Source organism: Microbispora sp. H10830 (genome assembly GCF_014161375.1).
In the GTDB taxonomy this organism is placed as follows: domain Bacteria; phylum Actinomycetota; class Actinomycetes; order Streptosporangiales; family Streptosporangiaceae; genus Microbispora; species Microbispora catharanthi.
In genome coordinates, this window is record NZ_JABBWX010000004.1 from 160563 (window position 1) to 180926 (window position 20364).

Below are 20364 nucleotides of genomic sequence, written 5' to 3' on the forward strand. Positions count from 1 at the left end.
ACTGGACGTGGCGTTATGACTTCATAGGAGCCCGAGTTGTTCCTTTGCGAACGCCCGTTCCGGGCTGAAAATCGGGGGTGGTTGCCCGCCGACGCCGGTTAGATGGTGATCTTCGAGGTCGTTCAGGAGCATCCCTTGGCGATCACCGTCTCGGCGAAGCGCTCCAGGTGCTCGATCTTCCGGCTCAGCGGCTCGGTGTCGGGCCCCTTCACGTACGGCCTGCGGAAGCCGACGATCACGTCGGTGACGCCCTTGTCGGCCAGCCGCCTCACGCCGTCCACGCTGTAGGCGTCGGGGGAGATCACGTGGATCTCGAAGGGCCGGTCGGCGGTGCCCTCCTCGGCGCGCAGCGCGGCGAGCCTGGCGAGCAGCGCGTCCAGTTCTGCCGGGTCTCCCCCGCCGTGCATCCAGCCGTCCCCGAGCCTGGCGGCGCGGCGCAGCGCCCCCTCGCTGTGCCCGCCGACCAGGATCGGGATCGGCTCGGCCGGCACCGGGGACATCTTCACCGGCGGCAGGTCGTAGAACTCGCCGTGGTACTCGAAGTAGCCGCCGCGCGTCAGGCCGCGGACGATCTCGACGGCCTCGTCCATGCGCCTGCCCCGCCGCGCCCACGGCACGCCCGTCACGGCGTAGTCCTCCGGCCAGGGGCTCAGCCCGACGCCGAGGCCGAGCCGGCCGCCGGTGAGCCAGGCGACCGAAGCGGCCTGCTTGGCCACCAGCACCGGGGGACGCACCGTGAGCTTGAGGACGAACGGCGTGAACCGGATCGTCGACGTCACCGCCCCCATCGCCGCGATGAGGACGAACGTCTCGATGAAGCTCTTGTCCTCCAGGAACTCCCGGTCTCCGTCCGCCGTGTACGGATACCTCGCGTCCGACTCCCGGGGGTAGACCAGGGAATCGGCCACGCTCATGCTCGCGTACCCCGCCGCCTCCGCGGCCCGGGCGAGCGGCAGATAGTACGACGGGTCGGTCATGGCCTCGGCATAGGTGAAACGCATACCCCGGAGCGTACGAGAACGCGTTCTATTTTTGAATGCCCCGGATATCCTTCCTCACCGCCCGGCCCGCCGACGGACCACCACGACGAAGTCGGCCGCGGCGACGATCGCGAGCACGGTCGCGACGACCGCCGGCACGACCAGCCCCGCCGCGTACGCCGTGATCGCGATGAAGCCGCAGACGGCCAGCCCGAAGGTGGCCAGCACCATACGCAGCCCGAGGGCGCCGCGCGGCTCCATGCCGTCACCTCCCTCCCCCATCGAGCCCCTACCCACTCGGGCTCGCCCCCCGGCATCGCCAGGTGCTCGACCGGTCCCACCGCGAGCGCTGGACCATATATCGGCACCCGATATATGGTCCCTCCGTGACCAAGATGACGGAAGCGACGTACTTCATCCTCGCCGCGCTCCTACAGGCCCCCCTTCACGGCTACGGAATCATCAAACGCGCAGGTGAGCAGTCGGCCGGACGGGTGAAGATCGCCGTCGGCACCCTGTATGGGGCGCTCGACCGGCTCGTGGAGGCGGGCCTGGTGGCGGTCGACGGAGAAGAGGTCGTCGACGGGCGGCCGAGACGGTACTACCGGATCACCGACGACGGCGTCGCCGCCGTCCGCGAGGAGGCCGCGCGACTCCAGCAGGCCGCCAGGGTCGTCACCGCGCAGATCGGGATGGTGAGCGCATGACCGCCGAGCACGCCCTCGAACGGCGCTACCGCCGCCTGCTCCGGGTCTATCCGAAGGTCTATCGAAAGTGGCACGGCGATGAACTCATCGGCACCCTGATGGCGGCGTCCGGCCCTCACACCCGCCGTCCGCCGCTCCGTGAGGTGCTCGCTCTCATCGCCGGCGGGTTCGCCGCCCGCGCCCGGAACGCCCGGGCCAGGGACATGCCCTGGTGGGCGGACGGGCTGCAGCTGGGCGTGCTCGCCGTCGCGACGACCACGTTCGCCATGAAGATCGAGGTGCTGCCGCACCTCGTCCGGCCGGTCTGGACCCTCGGCGCGGTCGCGCTGATGGTGGCGATCATCCGCGGATGGGCGCGCGTGGCTCTCGCCCTGTCGCTGATCGCGGCGCTCGCGTCCAGCCGCTTCCTGGTCCTCCACGGCGGCGCGTTCACCATGGCCGGCTTCGGCCCCGCGTACGTCGAGGTGTCGAGCATGGCGCCCTTCTGGGTGATCGTCGCCGGCCTGGCCGTACTCGCGGTGCGACCGGGGAAGGGCCTTCCCGCCCGGTCGTGGTCGTGGCTTCTCGTTCCCGCGTTCTGCTGGGGGCTGCAGTTCCTGCTCGGCCTGTCCTACCCGGAGACGCTGCCCTGGATGCTCGCGCGGGCGGGCGTGGAGGTGCTGGCACTCGCGGCCGTGCTCTGGGCCACCGTCTCGGTCAGGGACGCCAGATGGGCGCTCGCGGCGGCGGTCTACCTGATCCCCGGCCTGACCTATCTGGGCGAGAACCTCTCCATGCACGGCAGGAAGGGCCTCGCGTACTGGGGCCTGCTCACCCTGCTCGTGATCTCGTCGTTCGTCGTGGCCAGGCGGACCAGGCAGAAGGTCTGACGCCGGAAGCGGACCGCCGAGGAGACATCTGACATTGCCGATTGTCGGATCAGACGGTCAGAACCGGCACTTGTGTCCCTAGGATGGACGTCGTCCCATGGAGCGGACCGACACGAACTGTGGAGGGCAGAGCGTGCACGAGGAGCAGGCTCCTGCGTGGGTGGTGGACCCCGGCACGCCGAGCGTGGCCCGGATGTACGACTACTACCTGGGCGGCAAGGACAACTTCGCGGCCGACCGCGAGGCCGCCGAGAAGATCATCTCGATCCTGCCCAACGCCCGCGAGGTCGCCCGGACCAACCGCGCCTTCCTCGTGCGGGCCGTACGGCACCTGGCGCGCTCGGGCATCCGGCAGTTCCTCGACATCGGCACCGGGCTGCCGACGCAGGAGAACGTCCACCAGGTGGCGCAGGCCGAGGCGCCGGAGTCCCGGGTCGTCTACGTCGACAACGACCCGATCGTGCTCGCCCACGCACGCGCCCTGCTCACCGACAACCCCCGGTCGATCGTGATCGACGGCGACATGCGGAAACCGGAGTCGATCCTCGATCACCCCGGCGTCCTCACCCACCTCGACTTCACCCGGCCGGTCGCCTTGATCATGCTGGCCGTCCTCCACTTCGTGACCGACGACGCCGAGGCGGCGCGCGTCGTCGGCGCGTTCCGCGAGCCGCTCGCCCCGGGCAGCCACCTGGTGGTCTCCCACATCACCCAGGGCGACCTGGACGAGGACGCGGTCAGGCGGGGCAGGGACGTCTACACCGCGACCACCGCGGGCGGCATCGTGCCTCGCACCGCGGCCCAGGTCCGCGGCTTCCTCGACGGCCTCCACGTGCTGGAGCCCGGAGTCGTGCCGCTGGACCGGTGGCGGCCCGAGACCGTGGAGTTCGAATGGAACGGCCTGCCGGGAGGCGACATCCTGGGCGGAGTCGGCCTCGTTCCCGGCCCCTGACGTGCGTCAATCCCCGCTCATGACCAGGATCAGGCCCTCGACGGACGCGTCGTCCTCGTGGAGCGGCGCCAGTGTGACCGCGAGCCGGACGGGGCGGCCCCGGCGGTTGACGGCCTCGACGCTGGCCGGGTCTGCCTGAGCGCCGCCCGCGACCGGGTCGCCGTCCAGCACGCGCCGCATCGCGGGCAGCAGCGGGCCGAGGGGCAGGCCGATGTCGAGTGCGGACAGGTCGCGGCCGTGGGCCTCGTCGGCGCGCAGCCCCCACAGCTCCTCCGCCCCCGGGCTCCACAGCAGCACCCGCAGGTCCCGGTCGACGACGACCACCACGTCGCCGAGCGAGCGCACCACTGAGGCGACGAACTGGTTGGCCCGGTCGAGCTCCAGCGTCCGGGCGTTGAGGGTCTCGTTGATCTGCTGGAGCTCGTCGTTGCTGGACTGGAGCTCCTCGTTCATCGTCTCCAGTTCCTCGTTGGTCGACTGGAGCTCCTCGTTGGTGGTCTCCAGCTCCTCGTTGGTCGACTGGAGCTCCTCGTTGGTGGTCTCCAGCTCCTCGTTCAGCGACTGCAGTGCCTCGTACGCGTGCTCGAGCTCCTTGTTCGCCTGTTCGAGCTCGTCGCGGAGCCGCCGATAACGGGTGACGTCGTGGAAGTTGATCGTGACGCCGACGAGTTCGCCCGTCCTGTCCATGAGCGGGACGACGGCGACGTCGAAGACGCTCGGCTCCTGCATGCCGGGGCGCCGCCAGGCGACGTCGTGGAGCTCGACCGTACGCAGGTCCAGCTCGGCCTGCTCGATCAGCGACCGCAGCTCGACGGGCCGGTAGGACACCTCGAGATCCTGGAACGGGCTGCCCACGTCACGAGGCCGCAGGCCGAACAGGACCTCGGCGCGGGTGTTGAGCAGGGCGAGCCTGCCCGACGCGTCGAGCGTGATCTGGGCGACCGGGCCGGAGGCGAGCGCCGCGCCCTGCAGCCGCGGAAGCCGCGTGTTCTCCTCCGCGTGGGGCGGCGGCGAGTTCCAGCCGATCCGCGCCCCGCCCGTGGGCTGGGGGATCTTCCTGAACAGGCGCACGCGCAGGTCCACCGGCTCGAACTTGTCGCCGTGGTTGAGCAGCATCTCCGCCTTGCCCAGGAACAGGTAGCCGGGGTCGGCGAGGGCGAAGTGGAACTTGCGGACGATGTTGAGCTGCGTCTCGGCGTTGAAGTACATCATCGTGTTGCGCGCGAGCAGCAGGTCCACCTGGGAGATCGGGGCGTCCCGGGTGAGGTCGTTGCGGCCGAAGACGAGCTGGCGGCGCAGGTCACGGCGGAACGCGAACCTGGCATCCACCGGCTCGAAGTACTTGTCCCGCAGCTTGGGCGGCATGTCGGCGAGCTTGCGCTCGTCGTAGACCGCCGTACGGGCCACGTGCAGGGCCTTCTCGTCCAGGTCGGTGCCGTAGATCTTGACCCGCTCCCGGAACTCGTCCAGCCCCAGCTCCTCCGCCAGGGCGATGGCGAGGCTGTAGGCCTCCTCGCCGGTGGCGCACCCCGCGCTCCAGGCCCGGATCGCGCGGCCACCGCCCTTGGCCGCGCAGATCGTGGGAATCGCCCTCGCGCGCAGGACCTGCCAGGCCTGCGGGTCCCTGAAGAACCCGGTGACGTTGATGAGCAGGCTGTCGAAGAGGATCGCGAACTCACCGGGCTCCAACTCCAGGTAGTCGCGGTACTCCCCCATCGTCTCGAGCTTGAGCGTCTCCAGCCGCCGCGCGACCCTGCGCTGCAGCGTGCTGCGCTTGTACCCGGAGAAGTCGAACCCCCGGGTCTCCTTGAGCATCAACAGGAGGTCGTCGAACTCGCGCTCCTCGCTGGTGACCATGGGTCCACGCTATCGCCGCTCGTCGCCGTGGGTGACCGGGGCCGGCGCCTCGCGGCCGATCCGGCTCTGCAGGTGACGCAGGGTCTCGAGGGCGTCCCGGTCCCGCTCCGTCTGCTGCCGCAGGCGGCGTGCCACCAGGGCCTGCCCGCGGTCCTCGGCGTTGCCCAGCATCCGCGTCAGGAGCCGCAGCCGCTCCTCGATCCGCAGGATCGCCACCCAGAAGGCCCGCTCGACGGCCTCCGACTGCCCGTCGACCATGCTCTCCATCGACCAGGCGTGACCCACCATGCACTGGTAGTGCCCGTTCGGGGGCGATGCCACCTCGTACAGCGGTCCGTTGCAGTCGGGGCAGCTCAGGGCGCTGAACCGGCCGGGGGGCGGGTCGGGCACACCTGCCGAGAAGAACGCGTCCAACTCGTGCCGGAGCTTTCGATCGACCTCGATCTCCCGTGGAGGAGACGCGGTTCCTTCACATTCCCGCGCGATCCACTGCGCGATCTCCCGTACGGAGGACACCATCGGCCGCCTCGTCGCGGCGACGGCCGCGCGCGGCATGCCGTCGAAAGGGGCCTCCTCGGGGTCCTGCACGGCCACCAGCCCGCCGCGGCGCTCCACCTCCGCGCATCCCCGTGCCCCGTCGTCGAGGGTCCCGCTCAGGACGACGGCGAGGGTCCGCGACCCCGCGAAGGCGGCCGCGCTCATGAACAGCGGATCGGCGGCCGGGCGGTGCCCGTTGTGCCGGGGGCCCCGGGACAGCCGGACGTTCTCGCCGTCGAGCAGCAGATGGAGATCGGGAGGGGCCACGTAGACGCGCCCGTGCAGCAGCGGCTCGCCGTCCTGCGCCGCCGCCGACTTCAGCGGCCCCGCGCGGTCGAGGATGCCCGGCAGGGCGCTGCCCGCCCGCGGCGAGATGTGGAGGACGACGAGCACGGAGGCCCGCAGGCCGGCCGGGAGGTTGCCGAGCAGCGTCCGCAGGGCCTCGATGCCTCCCGCGGAGGCCGCGGCGACCACGACATCCCGCTGCATGAGCACACCCACAAACGCCCCATATCCTTGAAGTGCGGGAGTCATGCGGAGCGCTCGGAAAAGAAATTCGATCGCCCGTTGCCCGTCTCCCCGTCTCAGGCGGGGTAAGGAGGTCACCCATGGAACTGTGGGTGAGAGTGACACAGTGTGAATCGGACTCCGCCGTGGTGAGCGTCAGCGGAGAGATGGACCTTTTCAGTTGCGTGCAGCTCGAAGGGGCCGTCGCGCCGCTGCTCGCGGACGGCTGCGTGCACCTGGTGCTCGACGCGGTCCGCCTGAGGTTCTGCGACCTCGCCGGGGTGCGCGCGCTCGAGCGCGTGCACACCGCCGCCGCCTCGGCCTCGGGAGGTCTCATCGTCTGGGCGAGCCGGCCCCTGGGCCGCCTGCTCGCTCTTATGTGGCCGGAGGGGCGGCGGGGACGCCCGACCGTCGTACGCGCCGCGCCCATGGCGCCCCTGGAGCGGCGCCTCGTGCTCCTGCCCGGCCGGCGTGAAGAGCCGGGACGGCGCCCGGTGGCGTCGGCACGCTCCGGCGATACGGCACGCCGCATGTCGGACCCGGGCGGCCGGGAGGCGCTGCTGGAGCACTCGCGGCTCCTGCGCGAGCAGGCCCGTACGCACATGGCGACCATGCGCGAGAGGGCGCGGTCGCTCTGCACCCGCCTGGCGGACGCCCAGGAGCGCCTCGCGATCCTTCACAACGCGCTCGCGGAGCGGCCGTGTCCCGGCCTGTCCTGCGACGGTGACTCCCACCGGGTCAGGGCGGACGGCTTCCGCCGCCAGGCCGAGACGTTCGCCGCCCGCTGAACCGTGTACGTGAAAGCGCGCACCTGAAAGCGTGCCGCTGAGCAGTACCGCTCAACCCCCTGCCGCAACCCCGTGCCGCTCAACCCCGTGCCGCTCAACCCCGTGCGGCGCGGCGCCGTCAGAGCGCCAGCGCGCGCTTCCGGGGGGCGGTCCGGTGTGCCGTACGGCGCCGCATCTCCGCGAGCACCTCCAGGGGACTGGCCAGGAGCCTGGAGAAGGCCAGCTCCGCGGCACCGACCAGCGTGACGTCGTCGCCGAGCGCCGACACCCGCAACCGCACCTGCTCCCGGGAGATCACCATGGCGTTCGCCTCCACCCTGTGGCCGACCTGCGCCACCGAGCCCGGGTACACGTCCCGCAGCATCCCTCCGAAGATCACCATGCCGGGGTTGAAGAGGTTGATCAGGTTCGCCACCCCGATGCCCAGCCAGTCGCCGATCCGGTGCAGCGCCTCCTCGGCCGCCGCGTCCCCGCGTCCGGCGGCCTCCACCACCGCGCGTACGCCCTCGCGGCCGCTCAGCTCGCCCGAGCGGCCCGCGGCGTCGATCAGGGCGTGCTCGCCGACCTCGGCCTCCAGACAGCCGCGCGAGCCGCACATGCAGGGCCGCCCGTCGTACGGGTTCACCATCATGTGCCCCAGCTCGCACCCGTAGCCGCCGTCGCCGCCGAGCAGCTTGCCGCCGACGATGATCCCGCCGCCCACACCGACGTCGCCGTGCAGGTAGATCAGGTTGTCGAAGCCACGGCCCACGCCGCGGTCGCGCTCGGCCAGCGCGCCCAGGTGGGCCTCGTTGCCCACGAGCACCGGCAGCCCCAGGCGGGAGCCGAGCTCGACGCCGAACGCCTGGTCCACCCACCCGACATAGGGCCCGTACCGCACCGTGCCGTCGTCCGGCCGGATCATGCCGCAGTAGGCCGCGCCGACTCCGACGCACACCGAGCCCGTCCGGGCGCCGCGCCGCAGCTCGCGGCCGAAGCCCGCGAGCACGCCGACGACGTCCTCCAGGTCCGCGCCCGCGCGGGACCTGACCGCCTCCCGGCGGTCGAGGATCTCACCACCCAGTCCCACCCGGGCCGCCACCAGGCGGTCGACGCGGACGTCGAAGGCCAGCACGTGCGCACGGTCGCGCTCCGGGCGGACCACCAGCGACGGCCGGCCCGCCCTGCCGGTGTCTCCGGGCAACTCCTCGCTGACCAGGCCCGCCGCGGACAGCTCGGCGGTCAGCGCCATGATGGTGCTCCGGTTCAGGCCCATCCGGTCGGCCAGCTCGGAACGGGAGAGCGCGCCGACCAGGTGCACGTGCCGCAGCAGATCGCCGAGGTTGCGCCGGCGCATCTCCTCTTGGGACCGACCGGCTTTCGACATGGTGCGCAAATCCTGACGACTCGGAGGAGTTCCTCGTTGGCGGGCCGTGGACAGGAGGGCAGGGCCGCGGCCCCTTCCTCATCTTGAGATTATCAACGGAGGCGTACGCGGCGGAGCCCCGCGTTCACCGGCGCGCCCGCGCGCCCTGATCCCCCGATACCGCGCGCCCGAGGATCCGTGCCGCCTGAAGGCCGGTCCCCCGCCGGCCCGCGGAGACCGCCGCATGCCGGGCCGCCGCCCCCGCACGGGGTGCCGCTCCCGCACGGGTCCCCATCCGTCCACGATTCACCGCTCCCGCGCGGGTCGCCGCTTTCGCTTTGGGCGACGCCTGCGGAGCCGGGGCGGGCGAGGCGCCCGCGTAGGGCGTGCCGAGCGCCTGCGCGATGTCGCACGCCCGGTTACCCCTGCACATCGCGTTCTGGATGCCGGTCCCGCCGTTCGCGACGTTGATGGTGATCTGCTGCGTACCGCGGTTGGTCGTGGGACTCGTGGCGGTGAGCCCGGGCTGGGCGGCGTCCCTCTCGGGCCGCGCGGGCCGGAGCCCGGACTCCTGGTGCCGTGGTGTCTCCCGCCCATGGGTGCGCGTGGCCCCGGCGGCGGGGCCCGCGGCGGCCAGCGCCGCCACGACAGACGCGCAGGCGAGCAGACCGAGACCGATCTTCCTCATGGCCGTCCCGCCGTACCGCTGACACTTCATCGCGCGCTCCCGCCAGTCGCCGCCGCAATGCTCCGGGCGGCACCCTTCCGCCCGGGCCTTTTCAGGCTAGTGACACGGTGGTATTCCGCGCCCGGCGCGCGCGGCGTCTTACGGCATCATTGCCATATCAGTCAGCGCGACCCGCATTCGCGGAATCCGCGGCCCGTGCGTATTCGAAGGCGATCACCAGCCGCCGGCGTTGATGGGCATGTTCTGCCAGATCTTGCACTTCCTCGGGCCGGGACCGCAGAAGGCGCCCTGGGTGCTGATGCGCCCGCCGTTCGTGATGCCGGTCTGCTGCTGACCGATCATGAAGGTCGGGGCGAACACGCCGTTGAGATTCTGGTTGAACTTGCCGTTGCCCGACTTGAGCTGCCGGGCCGTGGCCGTCCCGCCCGCCGCCACCTGGCCCCCGCCTCCGCCGTGGCCGGTGGCCCTCATGGGAGCACGACCGAGGAACCGCGCGCCGGCGCTCGCCTCCTGGGCCGCGGCGCTCCACGCGATCGCGGCCACGAGAGTGGCAAGCGTCAGGCGACGGGCCGTCAGAGCCCGAAACGGTCGGGAGCGGGACGTACAGCGGCGAGACATCGTGAAACGCACCTACCTACCAAGGCCATGCGGCAATGGGCTTTCGTCGCGGACATAAGCAACGATGCCCTCATACCCCGCACCGTGGCCTCAGCCCCGCCCATGCCAAGCGCGGCATGGATGATGACGCATTTTTTGTCGCTATGCCTTCTGAACGGACATCACACGTCAATGCCCTCAAATGCCACTATCGGCTTAAATCCGGAATGACAAACATTTGTGTCGAGTCCGGGTCTCGGTCCGGTCTTCGCGGGGCTCATTCGCCGACGGCGTCGAGGTAGACCCAGGCGCCTTCGTGGCGCACGAAGCGGCTCTGCTCACGCATCTCGCCGGGCTGTCCCCGATAGTCGTACCGGGCACGGAAGGTGACGGTGCCGTCGGCGTGAACCGGGCTCCCCCCGGTGGCCGCCTCGATCTCCAGCCCGGTCCACCGCATGCCCCGGTCGAAATCGACCCGCGCCGGACGGGTGGAGGGGTGCCAGGTCCGCAGCAGGTACGCCTCGTCCTCGGCCGCGAACGCGGAGAAGCGCGAGCGCATCAGCGCCTCCGCTGTCGGCGCGGACTGCCCCGCGTGGAACCGGCCGCAGCAGTCGCCGTAGACGGCCGGCAGGCCACAGGGACAGGGCTCGCCGGCGCGCGGCGCACGGCGGGAACGAGAGGTACGGCTCACCCCGCGAGGCTATCGCCCCCGCCCGAGGGCACGCTCCGCGACCGCGGCGACCGGCACCGCGGTGGCGCTGCCCGCGCTCACCGAGACCGCCGCCGGCGACGACGCCTGGCGGGTGCAGAGCTGCGAGCTCGTCGGCCTGGCCGACCTCAACACCGGCTCCGACTACGTACGCGGCCAGATCGCCGCGTACATGAACAAGCTGACCGACCTGGGCGTGGACGGCTTCCGCATCGACGCGGCCAAGGACATCAGCCCCGACGACCTCGCGGCGATCAGGTCGAGACTCAAGGGCACGCCGTACATCCACCAGGAGGTCATCTACGCCGGCGGGGCCCGGCTCAGCGGCTCACAGGTGACGCAGGAAGTCCGAACTCCGCCGCCAGGTGAGCTCGGCCGCTTCCGCGTCGTGATCACGCAGACTCGCGTCCGTGTAGAAGTGCCCGACACCCGGATAGGTGAAGACCCGCACGGCAGCGCCCGCGTCCATCGCGCCCTTCTCCCAGGCGGCGACGGCTGCGGGAGGTGCGAATGCGTCCGGGTCGGCGACGTGCACCTGCACGGGCAGACCGGCCCGCGCCGACGCGGGAATCCCCGCTATTCCGTGCAGGAGCAGCACACCGGCCGCATCCAGCCGGTCGGCCAGCAAGGAGCCGACCACTCCGGCACCCATCGAGACACCGGCGAGAACGGTGCCCGCAGGCAGGTCGCGGACCGCGTCGCGGGCTCGTTCCACGATGCCCTCCCAGCCGATCCGACCCATCAGGACGAACCCATCGTCGATCGTCGTGGCGACCTCACCGGCGTACAGGTCAGGCGTGACGACCTCATGCCCGGCGGCACGGAAGCGGTCGGCGGCAGCACGTTCGACAGCGCGCAGCCCGTAGACGGAATGGAACAAGGCGATGTGAGCCATCCCGTCATGTTCTCCCACCAGCGTCGGCGCCCACCAGCGAGAGCGATCCCGCAGCCCGGTGAACGTCCGTGGTCACCGCACCGGCGAAGCACTTACGGCCGAGACCGGCGGAAGCTCGCGGCCTGTCGCGTCGCCGAACGGCGACGAGGTCTCCGGCATCGGCGGCCCTTCGTGAACCGCCTGCCGGAGACCTCGCCGTTCAGCCGTCCGCGCCGTCGCCGGCGCGAGCCTCAGCCCGCCTCACCGGGCCCCGGGTCGTCGCGCGCCGCGCAGAAGCGGCTCAGTTGTAGGGGTTGTCGTAGGTGCCGGTGCTCTTGGTGCGCATCTGGTACTGACCGTTGCTGCCGAACCAGCCTCCGGTCACGTCGAAGCGGACGTTGCTGACGGTGCTGCCGAAGTTCACTTCGCCGCTGTACAGGAAAGCCTGCTGGCACCCGGCATAGGACGTGGTGCCGGTCTGGGTCGGCCAGGACGAGCTCGTACCGTTGACGTTGATCAGGAAGTAGGGCGCGGGGTAGGCGTGCTGCCAGCACAGCCGCAGCGAGTAGCGGTACTTCGTGTTGCCGTCGTCGAACGCCACCGTGCCGTCCAGGAGGGCCAACTGCGTCGCGTTGCCGTCGTTGCTCACCAACTGGAGGTAAACCGGCTGGTCCGCGCCGTACGCCGCGTGCGCGGGGCTGAGCGGCAGGAGCGCGGCGGCCATCGCCGCGATGGCCATGGCGATCGACGTCGTCAGGCGACGTCCTCGCGAGCGTGCGGTCAATTCACACCTCATCCGTTGCAGGAGTGCCGAGTGCCCGGAGGGTATTGCGACATTCACGGACCGATCCAGCGCGGCGATCGCGGGGCTGGATCCGGTCAGGCGTTAAACGACGCATCCCAAGGGACCTTGGGAACACCGTTCCGCCACAACCAGGACAGAGAGGGCGGCGAACCCGGTCAAAATCCCGCTGTGGCCGCTGAATGTTTCACGCCGCGTCGGGGAGGACGAACCGGCCCCCGGCGATACTCCGCCGGGGGCCGGTCACGGTCCGGCCGCGGTCAGCAGATCTTGTAGTCCTGCCTCGAGGAGTTGTACGCGCAGGAGTCGACCAGCGCGCCGGAGACGTTCCGCAGGTACGCCTTGTCCTTGGCCTGGTTCCAGATGTAGGCGAGCGTTCCCCCGCTCCTGCCCCAGTAGAGGGTGGTGGAGGTGTCCTTCCCCCGGCCGGTCCGCAGTGTGACCGTCTTCCCGGCGCCGAGAGTGAACGGGCCGAACGTGTAGACGTGGTCCGAACGCCTCGTGTCGTCGCGGACGGTCCAGCCCTTGAGGCTGACGGCCTTCTTCGTCGTGTTCTTGATCTGCACGTACTCGCCGTTCAGGCTGCTGTTCGCGCCGAAGTCCGGCGAGCCGGGCGAGTTGTAGTAGATCTTGGTGATCCGTACGGCCGGGCCCGCCGCGTAGGCGGGCTGGGAGACGGCGACCACGCCGGCGGCCACCGCTGCGGCCACCGGCAGAGATCGGATACGCACAGGGATGCTCCTGGGTTGGGGGGACATGATCCATATCGATCATATTGACCACCCTTGAGGCCGATTGACCGTTCCCGTCTCGGTTCGGCATCCGATAGAGCGTCCTGCGACGGAGGTCAGCGGGTCAGCGGAAGATGCCCGTGTGGCCGAGGGAGTAGCGGCCCGGCTGCGGATACACGCACAGCCCGTGCGGTCCGGCCCCGACGGGGATGGTGCGCACGACCCTGCCGTCCCGGGTGTCGAAGACGTAGACGACGCCGTGGTAGCGGCCACTGAGCCACAGCTTCGTGCCGTCGGCCGACACGCCGCCCATGTCGGGCGAGCCGCCGCCGGGGATCCGCCAGACGTCCACCACCTTCCGCTTCCGGAACGACACGACCGACACCGATCCCTCGCCCCGGTTGGACACGTACAGACGGCGCGAGTCGCGACTCACGTACAGGCCGTGCGCGCCCCGGCCGGTCGGCAGGAACCGCATGACCTTGTACGTCGCCGCGTCCACCAGCCACACCCCGTGCCGTTCCATGTCGGCGACGTAGAAGACGGTGCCGTCGGGCGACAGCTTCACGTCCTGGGGCATGCTCATGTGGCCCAGGTGGATGTGCCGGATCACGCTCGGCGTGCGCCAGTCGAGCACGACCAGGTCGCCGCTGAACTCGCAGCTCGCGAGGAACACCGAGCCGTCGGCGGTGAAGTCGCCGTGGTTGATGCCCCGGCAGGGCAGCGACAGCGAGCGCAGCAGCTTCATGCTGTGCGGGTCGCGCAGATCGAGCTGGTTGTTGCGCTCCGCCATGACCAGCGCGTACTTGCCGTCCGGCGAGAAGTACAGGTTGTAGGGATCCTCCACGGGCACCGGGCGGCCGGGCCTGCCCGTGCGGGGGTCGATGGGGGTCAGCGAGTTGCCCCGGTTGTTGTTCACCCACAGCGTCTTGAGGTCCCAGGACGGCACCACGTGCTGCGGCAACGCCCCGACCGTGAAGTGCCGCACGATCCGGTAGGTCTCCGGGTCGATGACGTCGACCGTGCCGCTCTCGCTGTTGGGCACGTACACGAGGGAGCGGAAGCCCTTGACGACGGGGCTGAGCATGCCCGGCCGGTCTGCCGCGTAGACGTCGACCTGACCCCGGCTCCGCGCCTCGAACGACGCGGCCGCGTCCGGCGACGGCGAAGCGGACGCCGCCGGAGTGCTCGTGCCCCGCGACGGCACGGCCCCCGATGGCTCGGCACGCGGTGCGGGCTGCTGCGCCGCACAACCGGCCAGGGCGAACCCTCCGAGCATCATCAGCACCACGGTCACGGCACCGGTTCCACGCGCTCGTCCCACGCCTGCCCCCTCGTCGCGGCGGGCTGCGCCCGGCCGGCCCCCGTACGGTCACGACGACCGGCCGCGGACGCACGCGGGAGCGGCGCGGCGCGACGGGTCGGCGAGACGCTAACGCCCGCCGGGTGCGGCCCGAGGGCGGCTTTGCCTGCTCTTGCACGCGGGCTTTGCGCGCTCTTGCACGCCTGCTTCTGCGCACTCTCGCACGGCCCCTTCTCCACCGCCGACGCCGGCCGTCCCGCGCTCACGCTCGCGAAACGCCGGCCCGCGCCCGGCCCCGGGCACGTACGACAGGGCGGGAGCGGTGTTCGACCAACGGCCGGGCTCGGCCGGGATAGACCATCACGAGGATGTGCTGAGGTGTCCAGGCTTCGAGATCGGGCCTGCGGTAGTGCACCCGGATCCGGTAGCGGCCCTTGCCCCGGAACGCGAAGTTGGGCAGGTCGCTCTGCCCAGCCATGGGGTCCGTGAGCCGGACCTGCCCGGTCGTGCTCTCGTAGCCGACCTCCACGACGTGGTCCCACCCCTTCAGTGGCGCCTCAGCGAGCGGCTCCCTCAGCCACGGCGTCGAGCAGTTCGTCCACCGCCTTGCGGTCGGGCAGCGAGGGGCTGGCGCCGGGCAGGGTGGTCGCCAAGGCTCCGGCGGCCATCCCCCGGCGGATGGCCGTGGCGGTGTCGAGGCCCGCCGCGAGGGCCGCGCCCAGGGAGCCGGTGAAGGCGTCGCCCGCGGCGGTGGTGTCCACGGGGGTGACGGGGTAGGCCGGGAAGTGCCGGGTGCCCTCGGGGGTGACCGACAGGGCACCGGCCGATCCGAGCGTGATGAGCGCGTGCCGCACGCCCCGGTCGAGGAACCAGGCCGCGGCCCGCTCGGCGGACGCGACGTCGACGACCTCCACCCCGGTCAGCGCGGCGGCCTCGCTCTCGTTGGGGGTGACGACGGCGACGTGCGGCCAGACGCGGTCGGGCAGCGGCTGCGCGGGCGCCGGGTCGAGCACCACGGTCAGCCCGGCCCGCGCACCCGCCTCGGCCGCGTGACAGGCGACCTCCACGGGGATCTCGAGCTGGAGGAGCAGCACGCTCGCCCTGCCGCGCACGGCCCGGATGCTCTCGTCCACCATCTCGGCGCTGAGGTCCGCGTTGGCGAGAGGAGTCATCACGATGTCGTTCTCGCCCGACGCGTCCACCCTGATGTGCGCGACGCCCGTGCGGTCGCCGACGGAGCGGACCTCCGTCAGCGCCACGCCGTGGGAGCGCAGCGCCGACGTGACGATCTCGCCGAACGGATCGGTGCCGACGCAGCCGACCAGCCAGGTGGGCGCTCCCGCACGGGCGGCGGCGACCGCCTGGTTCGCGCCCTTGCCGCCGAGGACCAAGGTGACGTCGTCGCCGAGAACGGTCTCTCCCCGGCGCGGGAGGCGGCGGGTGAAGGCGGTGACATCCGCGGAGATGCTCCCGACGACGACGACACCTTTCGGTTCCATGGCGTTCCTCCTGTTTCAGGCTGTCAGTGCTACGGCGATGCTCAGGAGGCCCGGCCGAGCGTCTCGATCGCGCCGATCATCAGATCCCAGAACCGGTCGCGGTCCAGTCCGATCCCGACGTTCGCGTTGGGCTCCCAGTCCATGCGCCGGTGGAGGTCGGCCACGGTCGCTCCCCTGGTGTGCCGGCCGTCCAGCTCGATGCGCAGGCCCACCCGCTCGTACGTCAGGACCGTGGGATCGATGAGGTACGCCACCGTGATCGGGTCGTGCAGCGGCGGAGCGGGGAACCCCCAGGTCTCGTGATAGGTCGAGCCGAAGAACGTGAGCAGTTCCACGCAGACGCGGGCGAGCGGGGTGCCGAGCGCCTCGATCCTCGCGAGCACGTCGGCGGTCACCAGCGCCTGGTGGCTGACGTTGAGCCCGACCCACGTCGTCGGCACGCCGCTGCCCAGCACCTCCGCCGCCGCCTCCGGATCGGCGTACACGTTGAACTCCGCGTACGGCGTGTGGTTGCCGCGATCGGTGGAGCCGCCCATGATCACGACTTCCCTGATCCGCTCGCGGTCCTCCGGATGACGGCGGAGCAGCGTGGCGATGTTCGTCAGCGGGCCGATGGCCACCACGGTCACCGGCTCGGCTGCGGCCGCCAGCGTGTCGTGGATGAGGTCCACGCCGTGGCGGGGGTCGAGCGGGACGCTCGGCTCCCCGAACGCCGGGCCGTCCAGGCCGCTCTCCCCGTGCACGTAGTCGCCGATCTCCAGCGGTGCCGCGAGCGGGCGGTCGCAGCCGGCGGCGACCGGCACGCCGGTGACGCCGGCCAGGCTCAGCATCCGCCGCGCGTTGAGCGCGGTCTTCTCCACCGTCTGGTTCCCCGCGACCGTCGCGACCGCACGCAGGTCGATCGCCGGGTGGGCCACCGCGAGCAGGATGGCCATGGCGTCGTCGTGCCCGGGGTCGCAGTCGAGGATCACCGGGATCGGCATGTCAGAGCTCCTTCGCGAGCCAGCGGACCGCCCGGGTGAACAGGGTGCGGTAGCCGTCCCAGGAGACGAACTCGTCCGGGCACCAGTGCGGCGCGATGTCGGAGGCCCAGGCGAGCGTGCGCCCGGCCCCGGCCTGCCGTACGGCGAGCAGGGGGTCGCCGGCGACGGTCGCGAGCAGCGTGGCGTCCTCGGGCAGTGTGAAGCGGTTGTAGCCGAGCAGGTCGGGCCACTGGGCGGGAAGTCCGGCCACGATGGGGTGCGCGTCCTCGGCGAGCAGGCCGGGCACGCCCTGCGGGGTCTCGACGCGGTCGTCGTAGCGGGAGATGCGGGCGGGAAGCACCCGCTCCACGGCCGTACCGGCGAAGGCGGCCTTCGCCTCGAAGCCCTGGAAGCTCAGGTAGCCGCCGGCCATGGCGAGGCCGCCGCCCTGCTCCACCCAGTCGGCCAGCAGGTCGATCCGGTTGACGGTCTTCTCACTGGCCAGCCAGGTGGCCGGGTGCAGCAGGATGCTGTTGGCCCCGATGTCGGAGAGCACGATCACGTCGTAGGCCGCCAGCGCCTCGGGCGTGCCGGGGAACAACGCGGGCACGTCGTGCGCGGGCAGGTGGTCGACCTCGATGCCGTCGGCGACCAGGACGTCCCGCAGCGGATCGATTCCGGTGTGGTAGGTGGTCGTGGTGAACGAGTCGAAGCCCTTGAAGTGGGTCGACTGGCTCACCCACGATTCGCCGGCGACCAGCACGCGGGTCATGGAAATCGTCTCCTTCTGTTCGTGTGTGTGATCAGTGGCCGCGCGCGGCGGCGAGGAAGAGCTCGCGCGGGTTGTCCGCGAGCAGCCGGGTGGTGTCGCCGGCGGTCAGCCCGTGCCGGTGCAGGCGCGGGACGAAGTGCGTGAGGATGTGGGCGTAGCCGGTGCCGCCGTAGCGGACGAGCATCGTCTTCAGGAACACGTCCTGGGAGAGCAGGACGTGGTCCCCGAGCCCGGCGCGGACCAGCCAGGCCACCGCGGCGGCGTTCTCCTCGTCGCACGGGGACTGGCCCTCGCCCGGATAGAGGTAGTCCATGCCGCACATGTCGTAGCCGAGGTAGGCGCCGCGCAGGGCGAGGGACACCTGGTAGTCGCGGTCCGCTCCGCTGGGGTTCAGGTGCGAGAGCACGGTGCCGGCGAGCAGACCGCCCTCCTCGGCGACGACGTCGAGCACGCGGTGGCCGTGCCGCACCCAGCCGGGGAGATGGACCGAGAGCGGCACGCCGGTGCGGGCCTGCGCCCGGGCCGCGCCGCGCAGCACCTTCTCCTCCTCGGCGGTGAAGTCCGGCGAGACGCCGATCTCGCCGATCACGCCGGAGCGGACGCCGCCGTCGACGCCTTCGGTCAGGTCGCGCTCGATCTCGTCGGCGACGTCCGCCGCGGTCATCGAGCGGACCCTGGCGGGGTGGGTCTTCTGCAGGTAGAAACCGCAGCCCATGACGATGTTGAGCCCGGTGGCGCGGGCGATCGCGACCAGCTCGGCGGGCGCCCGCCCGATCCCCTCGGGGGTCACTTCGAGCAGCGTGCGCCCGCCGCGCTCGGCGAACCTGCGCACCTCCTCGATGGCGGTCCCCGTGTCGTCCAGCGACACGTTGTCGCGGGAGAGGTAGGGGTCGTTGCGGAGCCTGCCGAGGAACTCCATCCGCACGGGGTCGCGGGCGATCAGCTCGCCCTCGGCGTCGCCCTCGGGCGCGGGGTGCCAGGCGCGGGCGCCGTCGTTGCGCAGGTGCTCGTGACAGAGCGTGATCCCGAGGTCGTCGGCGGACACCGGGCCGAGCACGGTCGTCACGTCCGGAGGCCGGGCTGCGGACGTCATTTCCTTATCGCTCCGAACTTCGCCCACACCTTGCTGTTGGCGAAGATGGCCAGCAGCAGGATGCCGCCCTGGACGATCTGCACGTAGAACGGAGAGACGTGCAGCAGCACCAGGCCGTTGGCGATCACGCCGAGCGTGAGCGCGCCGAGGATCGTGCCGAGCATGCTCGCCCGGCCGCCGAAGAGGCTGGTGCCGCCGAGCACGACGGCCGTGATGACCTCCAGCTCGAAGCCGGTGCCGGCGTTGGACGAGCCGGAGCTGAGGCGGGTGGCGATCAGCACGCCCGCGACCGCCGCCGCCAGGCCGGTGAGCACGTAGACGGTCAGCCCGACCTTCCGCGTGTTCACACCGGTGCGGCGCAGCGACTCGCCGTTGGAGCCGAGGCCGATGACGTAGCGGCCGAACGGCGTCCGGGTGAGGACGAGCCATCCGAAGAGCGCGATGATCACGGCGAGGATGGCCGGGACGGGCACCCCGGCGATGCGGCCCTGGCCGATCTGGACGATCCAGAGGTCTCCGTCGATGGGGGTCGAGTAGCCCTCGGTGGCGCGCAGCGCCGTACCCCGCATGATCGACAACATCGCGAGCGTGACGATGAACGGAGGGATGTTCTGGTAGGAGGAGAACCACCCGTTCACGAACCCGATCAGCGCGCCGAGCGCGAGGATCGCGACCAGGGCGAGGGTGGGGTTCCACCCGTGCTGCAGCACGATCGCGAGCAGCGACCCGGACAGCGCGACCGTCGAGCCGACCGACAGGTCGATGCCGGAGGTGCTGATCACGAAGGTCATCGCGGTCGCGACGACCAGCGTGGGGGCGATCTGCCGCAACAGGTTGAGCAAGTTGCCCGTCGTGGCGAACCGGTCGGCGGAGAACGCGAAGAAGATCAGTAGGACCACCAGCACGACCGCGATCGCGATCGTCTGCGCGTGCCGGCCGATGTGGGCGTTGGCCCGGGCCGACCTGGTGGTGACGACCCGCTGGCTGGTCCCGGTCCTGGTGGCGGTCACCGTCGCCTCCCCTCCTTCTCTCCCTCGTCGTGGGCGACGATCTCGGACACGAGCCGTTCGAGGCTCGTGTTCTGGGCGTCCAGGTCGGCCCTGAGCGTGCCCTCGTACATGACGCACAGCCGGTCGCAGACCCGGAAGAGGTCCTGGAGGCGGTGCGTGATGAGGATCACCGAGACGTCCTGCGCCGAGACCGTCTTGATCAGTTCGAGGACGGTCTCGACCTCGGCGACGGCGAGCGCCGCCGTCGGCTCGTCGAGGATGAGCAGCTTGGGCCCGAAGGTGACCGCCCGGGCGATGGCGACCGCCTGCCGCTGGCCGCCGGACAGCCCCCCGACGGGGATGTCCGTCAGCGGGATCCGGATGTTCAGCGCGTCGAGGTGGCGACGGGCGTCCGCGTGCATCTTGCGCACGTCGAGCATCATCCCGCCGGCCTTGCGCGGCTCCCTGCCGAGGAACAGATTCCCGGCGACGTCGATGTCGTCGCAGAGCGCGAGGTCCTGGTAGACCATCTCGATGCCCAGCTCGCGGGCGTCCTTGGGGCTGGCGAAGGAGACCGGCCGGCCGTCGAAGACGATCTCGCCGGAGTCCGGCACGACGGCGCCGGCCAGCACCTTCATGAGGGTGGACTTGCCGGCCGCGTTGTCGCCGACGAGCCCCACCACCTCTCCCGGGCCGACGCGCAGCGTCACGCCGCGCAGCGCGTCGACCATTCCGTAGCGCTTGCGGATGTCGCGCATGACCACTCGATCAACGCGACCCGCCTCTTGGTCCGTCATGCGAAT

At 71.2% G+C, this 20364-nt stretch carries 23 protein-coding genes and 1 pseudogene; 5 read left to right on the forward strand and 19 right to left on the reverse strand.

Annotated features, from left to right (window positions below):
* Positions 1-122: 122 nt before the first annotated feature.
* Both HHX35_RS13070 and HHX35_RS13075 read right to left on the reverse strand, forming a co-directional pair.
* Positions 123-1001 (reverse strand): TIGR03619 family F420-dependent LLM class oxidoreductase, encoded by an 879-nt coding sequence (locus HHX35_RS13070; RefSeq protein WP_182899111.1) that lies wholly within the window; start codon positions 999-1001, stop codon positions 123-125.
* A 54-nt stretch (positions 1002-1055) separates the two neighbouring features.
* Positions 1056-1241, reverse strand: a complete 186-nt coding sequence (locus HHX35_RS13075; protein WP_182899112.1) for a hypothetical protein — start codon at positions 1239-1241, stop codon at positions 1056-1058.
* A 134-nt stretch (positions 1242-1375) separates the two neighbouring features.
* Between HHX35_RS13075 and HHX35_RS13080 the strand changes: the two genes are divergently transcribed.
* The 3 genes from HHX35_RS13080 (at position 1376) to HHX35_RS13090 (ending at position 3508) form a co-directional block, all read left to right on the forward strand.
* Positions 1376-1687, forward strand: coding sequence for a PadR family transcriptional regulator (locus HHX35_RS13080; protein WP_182899365.1), 312 nt, complete (start codon positions 1376-1378; stop codon positions 1685-1687).
* Positions 1684-2556, forward strand: coding sequence for a hypothetical protein (locus HHX35_RS13085; RefSeq protein ID WP_182899113.1), 873 nt, complete (start codon positions 1684-1686; stop codon positions 2554-2556). Before HHX35_RS13080 ends, HHX35_RS13085 begins: the two co-directional genes overlap by 4 nt.
* A 97-nt stretch (positions 2557-2653) precedes the next feature.
* Positions 2654-3508, forward strand: a complete 855-nt coding sequence (locus HHX35_RS13090; protein ID WP_182899114.1) for an SAM-dependent methyltransferase — start codon at positions 2654-2656, stop codon at positions 3506-3508.
* A gap of 6 nt (positions 3509-3514) precedes the next feature.
* On the opposite strand, the gene HHX35_RS13095 is transcribed toward HHX35_RS13090, so the two are convergent.
* Both HHX35_RS13095 and HHX35_RS13100 read right to left on the reverse strand, forming a co-directional pair.
* Positions 3515-5365 carry a CheR family methyltransferase gene (locus HHX35_RS13095; protein ID WP_182899115.1) on the reverse strand — a complete coding sequence of 617 codons (1851 nt, stop codon included), beginning with the start codon at positions 5363-5365 and terminating at the stop codon, positions 3515-3517.
* 9 nt (positions 5366-5374) lie between these two features.
* Positions 5375-6391: a chemotaxis protein CheB gene (locus HHX35_RS13100; protein WP_182899116.1), complete on the reverse strand. Its 1017-nt coding sequence runs from the start codon at positions 6389-6391 to the stop codon at positions 5375-5377.
* Between the two features lie 119 nt (positions 6392-6510).
* On the opposite strand from HHX35_RS13100, the gene HHX35_RS13105 reads away from it, so the two are divergent.
* On the forward strand, positions 6511-7197 hold the full coding sequence (locus HHX35_RS13105; RefSeq protein ID WP_396780098.1) for an STAS domain-containing protein: 687 nt from the start codon (positions 6511-6513) through the stop codon (positions 7195-7197).
* A 118-nt stretch (positions 7198-7315) separates the two neighbouring features.
* Here HHX35_RS13105 and HHX35_RS13110 read toward each other — a convergent pair whose 3' ends face one another.
* The 4 genes from HHX35_RS13110 to HHX35_RS13125 form a co-directional block, all read right to left on the reverse strand.
* The gene (locus tag HHX35_RS13110; RefSeq protein ID WP_220505358.1) at positions 7316-8563 is read right to left on the reverse strand and encodes an ROK family transcriptional regulator; all 1248 of its coding nucleotides are present in this window, start codon (positions 8561-8563) and stop codon (positions 7316-7318) included.
* Between the two features lie 124 nt (positions 8564-8687).
* Positions 8688-9230, reverse strand: coding sequence for a hypothetical protein (locus tag HHX35_RS13115; RefSeq protein ID WP_182899118.1), 543 nt, complete (start codon positions 9228-9230; stop codon positions 8688-8690).
* 213 nt (positions 9231-9443) lie between these two features.
* Positions 9444-9773 (reverse strand): hypothetical protein, encoded by a 330-nt coding sequence (locus tag HHX35_RS13120; protein ID WP_182899119.1) that lies wholly within the window; start codon positions 9771-9773, stop codon positions 9444-9446.
* Positions 9774-10104: 331 nt separating this feature from the next.
* The gene (locus HHX35_RS13125) at positions 10105-10518 is read right to left on the reverse strand and encodes a YchJ family metal-binding protein (RefSeq protein WP_310739061.1); all 414 of its coding nucleotides are present in this window, start codon (positions 10516-10518) and stop codon (positions 10105-10107) included.
* A 112-nt stretch (positions 10519-10630) separates the two neighbouring features.
* Here HHX35_RS13125 and HHX35_RS42580 point away from each other — a divergent pair.
* Positions 10631-10774: pseudogene (locus tag HHX35_RS42580) on the forward strand (alpha-amylase family glycosyl hydrolase); the annotation flags it as partial.
* A 90-nt stretch (positions 10775-10864) separates the two neighbouring features.
* Here the strand turns inward: HHX35_RS42580 and HHX35_RS42585 are convergent.
* The 11 genes from HHX35_RS42585 to HHX35_RS13180 form a co-directional block, all read right to left on the reverse strand.
* The gene (locus HHX35_RS42585; RefSeq protein ID WP_220505359.1) at positions 10865-11431 is read right to left on the reverse strand and encodes a dienelactone hydrolase family protein; all 567 of its coding nucleotides are present in this window, start codon (positions 11429-11431) and stop codon (positions 10865-10867) included.
* Positions 11432-11711: 280 nt separating this feature from the next.
* Positions 11712-12194, reverse strand: a complete 483-nt coding sequence (locus HHX35_RS13135; protein WP_182899121.1) for a hypothetical protein — start codon at positions 12192-12194, stop codon at positions 11712-11714.
* A gap of 278 nt (positions 12195-12472) precedes the next feature.
* Positions 12473-12943, reverse strand: a complete 471-nt coding sequence (locus tag HHX35_RS13140; RefSeq protein WP_310739062.1) for a lamin tail domain-containing protein — start codon at positions 12941-12943, stop codon at positions 12473-12475.
* Between the two features lie 124 nt (positions 12944-13067).
* Entirely contained in the window at positions 13068-14240 is a 1173-nt protein-coding gene (locus HHX35_RS13145; RefSeq protein WP_220505360.1) for a hypothetical protein, read from the reverse strand.
* 268 nt (positions 14241-14508) lie between these two features.
* Entirely contained in the window at positions 14509-14775 is a 267-nt protein-coding gene (locus HHX35_RS13150; protein WP_182899123.1) for a hypothetical protein, read from the reverse strand.
* A 28-nt stretch (positions 14776-14803) separates the two neighbouring features.
* Positions 14804-15745: a ribokinase gene (locus HHX35_RS13155; RefSeq protein WP_182899124.1), complete on the reverse strand. Its 942-nt coding sequence runs from the start codon at positions 15743-15745 to the stop codon at positions 14804-14806.
* Between the two features lie 41 nt (positions 15746-15786).
* Positions 15787-16728 (reverse strand): nucleoside hydrolase, encoded by a 942-nt coding sequence (locus HHX35_RS13160; RefSeq protein ID WP_182899125.1) that lies wholly within the window; start codon positions 16726-16728, stop codon positions 15787-15789.
* 1 nt (position 16729) lies between these two features.
* Positions 16730-17479, reverse strand: coding sequence for a glutamine amidotransferase (locus HHX35_RS13165; RefSeq protein ID WP_182899126.1), 750 nt, complete (start codon positions 17477-17479; stop codon positions 16730-16732).
* Between the two features lie 31 nt (positions 17480-17510).
* Positions 17511-18572, reverse strand: coding sequence for a phosphotriesterase (locus tag HHX35_RS13170; protein WP_182899127.1), 1062 nt, complete (start codon positions 18570-18572; stop codon positions 17511-17513).
* On the reverse strand, positions 18569-19582 hold the full coding sequence (locus HHX35_RS13175) for an ABC transporter permease (protein WP_310739063.1): 1014 nt from the start codon (positions 19580-19582) through the stop codon (positions 18569-18571). Before HHX35_RS13175 ends, HHX35_RS13170 begins: the two co-directional genes overlap by 4 nt.
* On the reverse strand, positions 19579-20358 hold the full coding sequence (locus HHX35_RS13180) for an ATP-binding cassette domain-containing protein (RefSeq protein ID WP_139575130.1): 780 nt from the start codon (positions 20356-20358) through the stop codon (positions 19579-19581). The genes HHX35_RS13175 and HHX35_RS13180 overlap by 4 nt, the downstream gene beginning before the upstream one ends.
* Positions 20359-20364: the final 6 nt, after the last annotated feature.

What these genes read in the sequence shown, in the direction of transcription:
- HHX35_RS13170 (WP_182899127.1), bottom strand. Translation starts at nt 18,572, where the DNA reads ATGACGTCCGCAGCCCGGCCTCCGGACGTGACGACCGTGCTCGGCCCG.
- HHX35_RS13105 (WP_396780098.1), top strand. Translation starts at nt 6,511, where the DNA reads ATGGAACTGTGGGTGAGAGTGACACAGTGTGAATCGGACTCCGCCGTG.
- HHX35_RS13085 (WP_182899113.1), top strand. Translation starts at nt 1,684, where the DNA reads ATGACCGCCGAGCACGCCCTCGAACGGCGCTACCGCCGCCTGCTCCGG.
- HHX35_RS13110 (WP_220505358.1), bottom strand. Translation starts at nt 8,563, where the DNA reads ATGTCGAAAGCCGGTCGGTCCCAAGAGGAGATGCGCCGGCGCAACCTC.
- HHX35_RS13155 (WP_182899124.1), bottom strand. Translation starts at nt 15,745, where the DNA reads ATGGAACCGAAAGGTGTCGTCGTCGTCGGGAGCATCTCCGCGGATGTC.
- HHX35_RS13115 (WP_182899118.1), bottom strand. Translation starts at nt 9,230, where the DNA reads ATGAGGAAGATCGGTCTCGGTCTGCTCGCCTGCGCGTCTGTCGTGGCG.
- HHX35_RS13100 (WP_182899116.1), bottom strand. Translation starts at nt 6,391, where the DNA reads ATGCAGCGGGATGTCGTGGTCGCCGCGGCCTCCGCGGGAGGCATCGAG.
- HHX35_RS13165 (WP_182899126.1), bottom strand. Translation starts at nt 17,479, where the DNA reads ATGACCCGCGTGCTGGTCGCCGGCGAATCGTGGGTGAGCCAGTCGACC.
- HHX35_RS42585 (WP_220505359.1), bottom strand. Translation starts at nt 11,431, where the DNA reads ATGGCTCACATCGCCTTGTTCCATTCCGTCTACGGGCTGCGCGCTGTC.
- HHX35_RS13090 (WP_182899114.1), top strand. Translation starts at nt 2,654, where the DNA reads ATGGAGCGGACCGACACGAACTGTGGAGGGCAGAGCGTGCACGAGGAG.
- HHX35_RS13070 (WP_182899111.1), bottom strand. Translation starts at nt 1,001, where the DNA reads ATGCGTTTCACCTATGCCGAGGCCATGACCGACCCGTCGTACTATCTG.
- HHX35_RS13160 (WP_182899125.1), bottom strand. Translation starts at nt 16,728, where the DNA reads ATGCCGATCCCGGTGATCCTCGACTGCGACCCCGGGCACGACGACGCC.
- HHX35_RS13095 (WP_182899115.1), bottom strand. Translation starts at nt 5,365, where the DNA reads ATGGTCACCAGCGAGGAGCGCGAGTTCGACGACCTCCTGTTGATGCTC.
- HHX35_RS13080 (WP_182899365.1), top strand. Translation starts at nt 1,376, where the DNA reads ATGACGGAAGCGACGTACTTCATCCTCGCCGCGCTCCTACAGGCCCCC.
- HHX35_RS13075 (WP_182899112.1), bottom strand. Translation starts at nt 1,241, where the DNA reads ATGGAGCCGCGCGGCGCCCTCGGGCTGCGTATGGTGCTGGCCACCTTC.
- HHX35_RS13180 (WP_139575130.1), bottom strand. Translation starts at nt 20,358, where the DNA reads ATGACGGACCAAGAGGCGGGTCGCGTTGATCGAGTGGTCATGCGCGAC.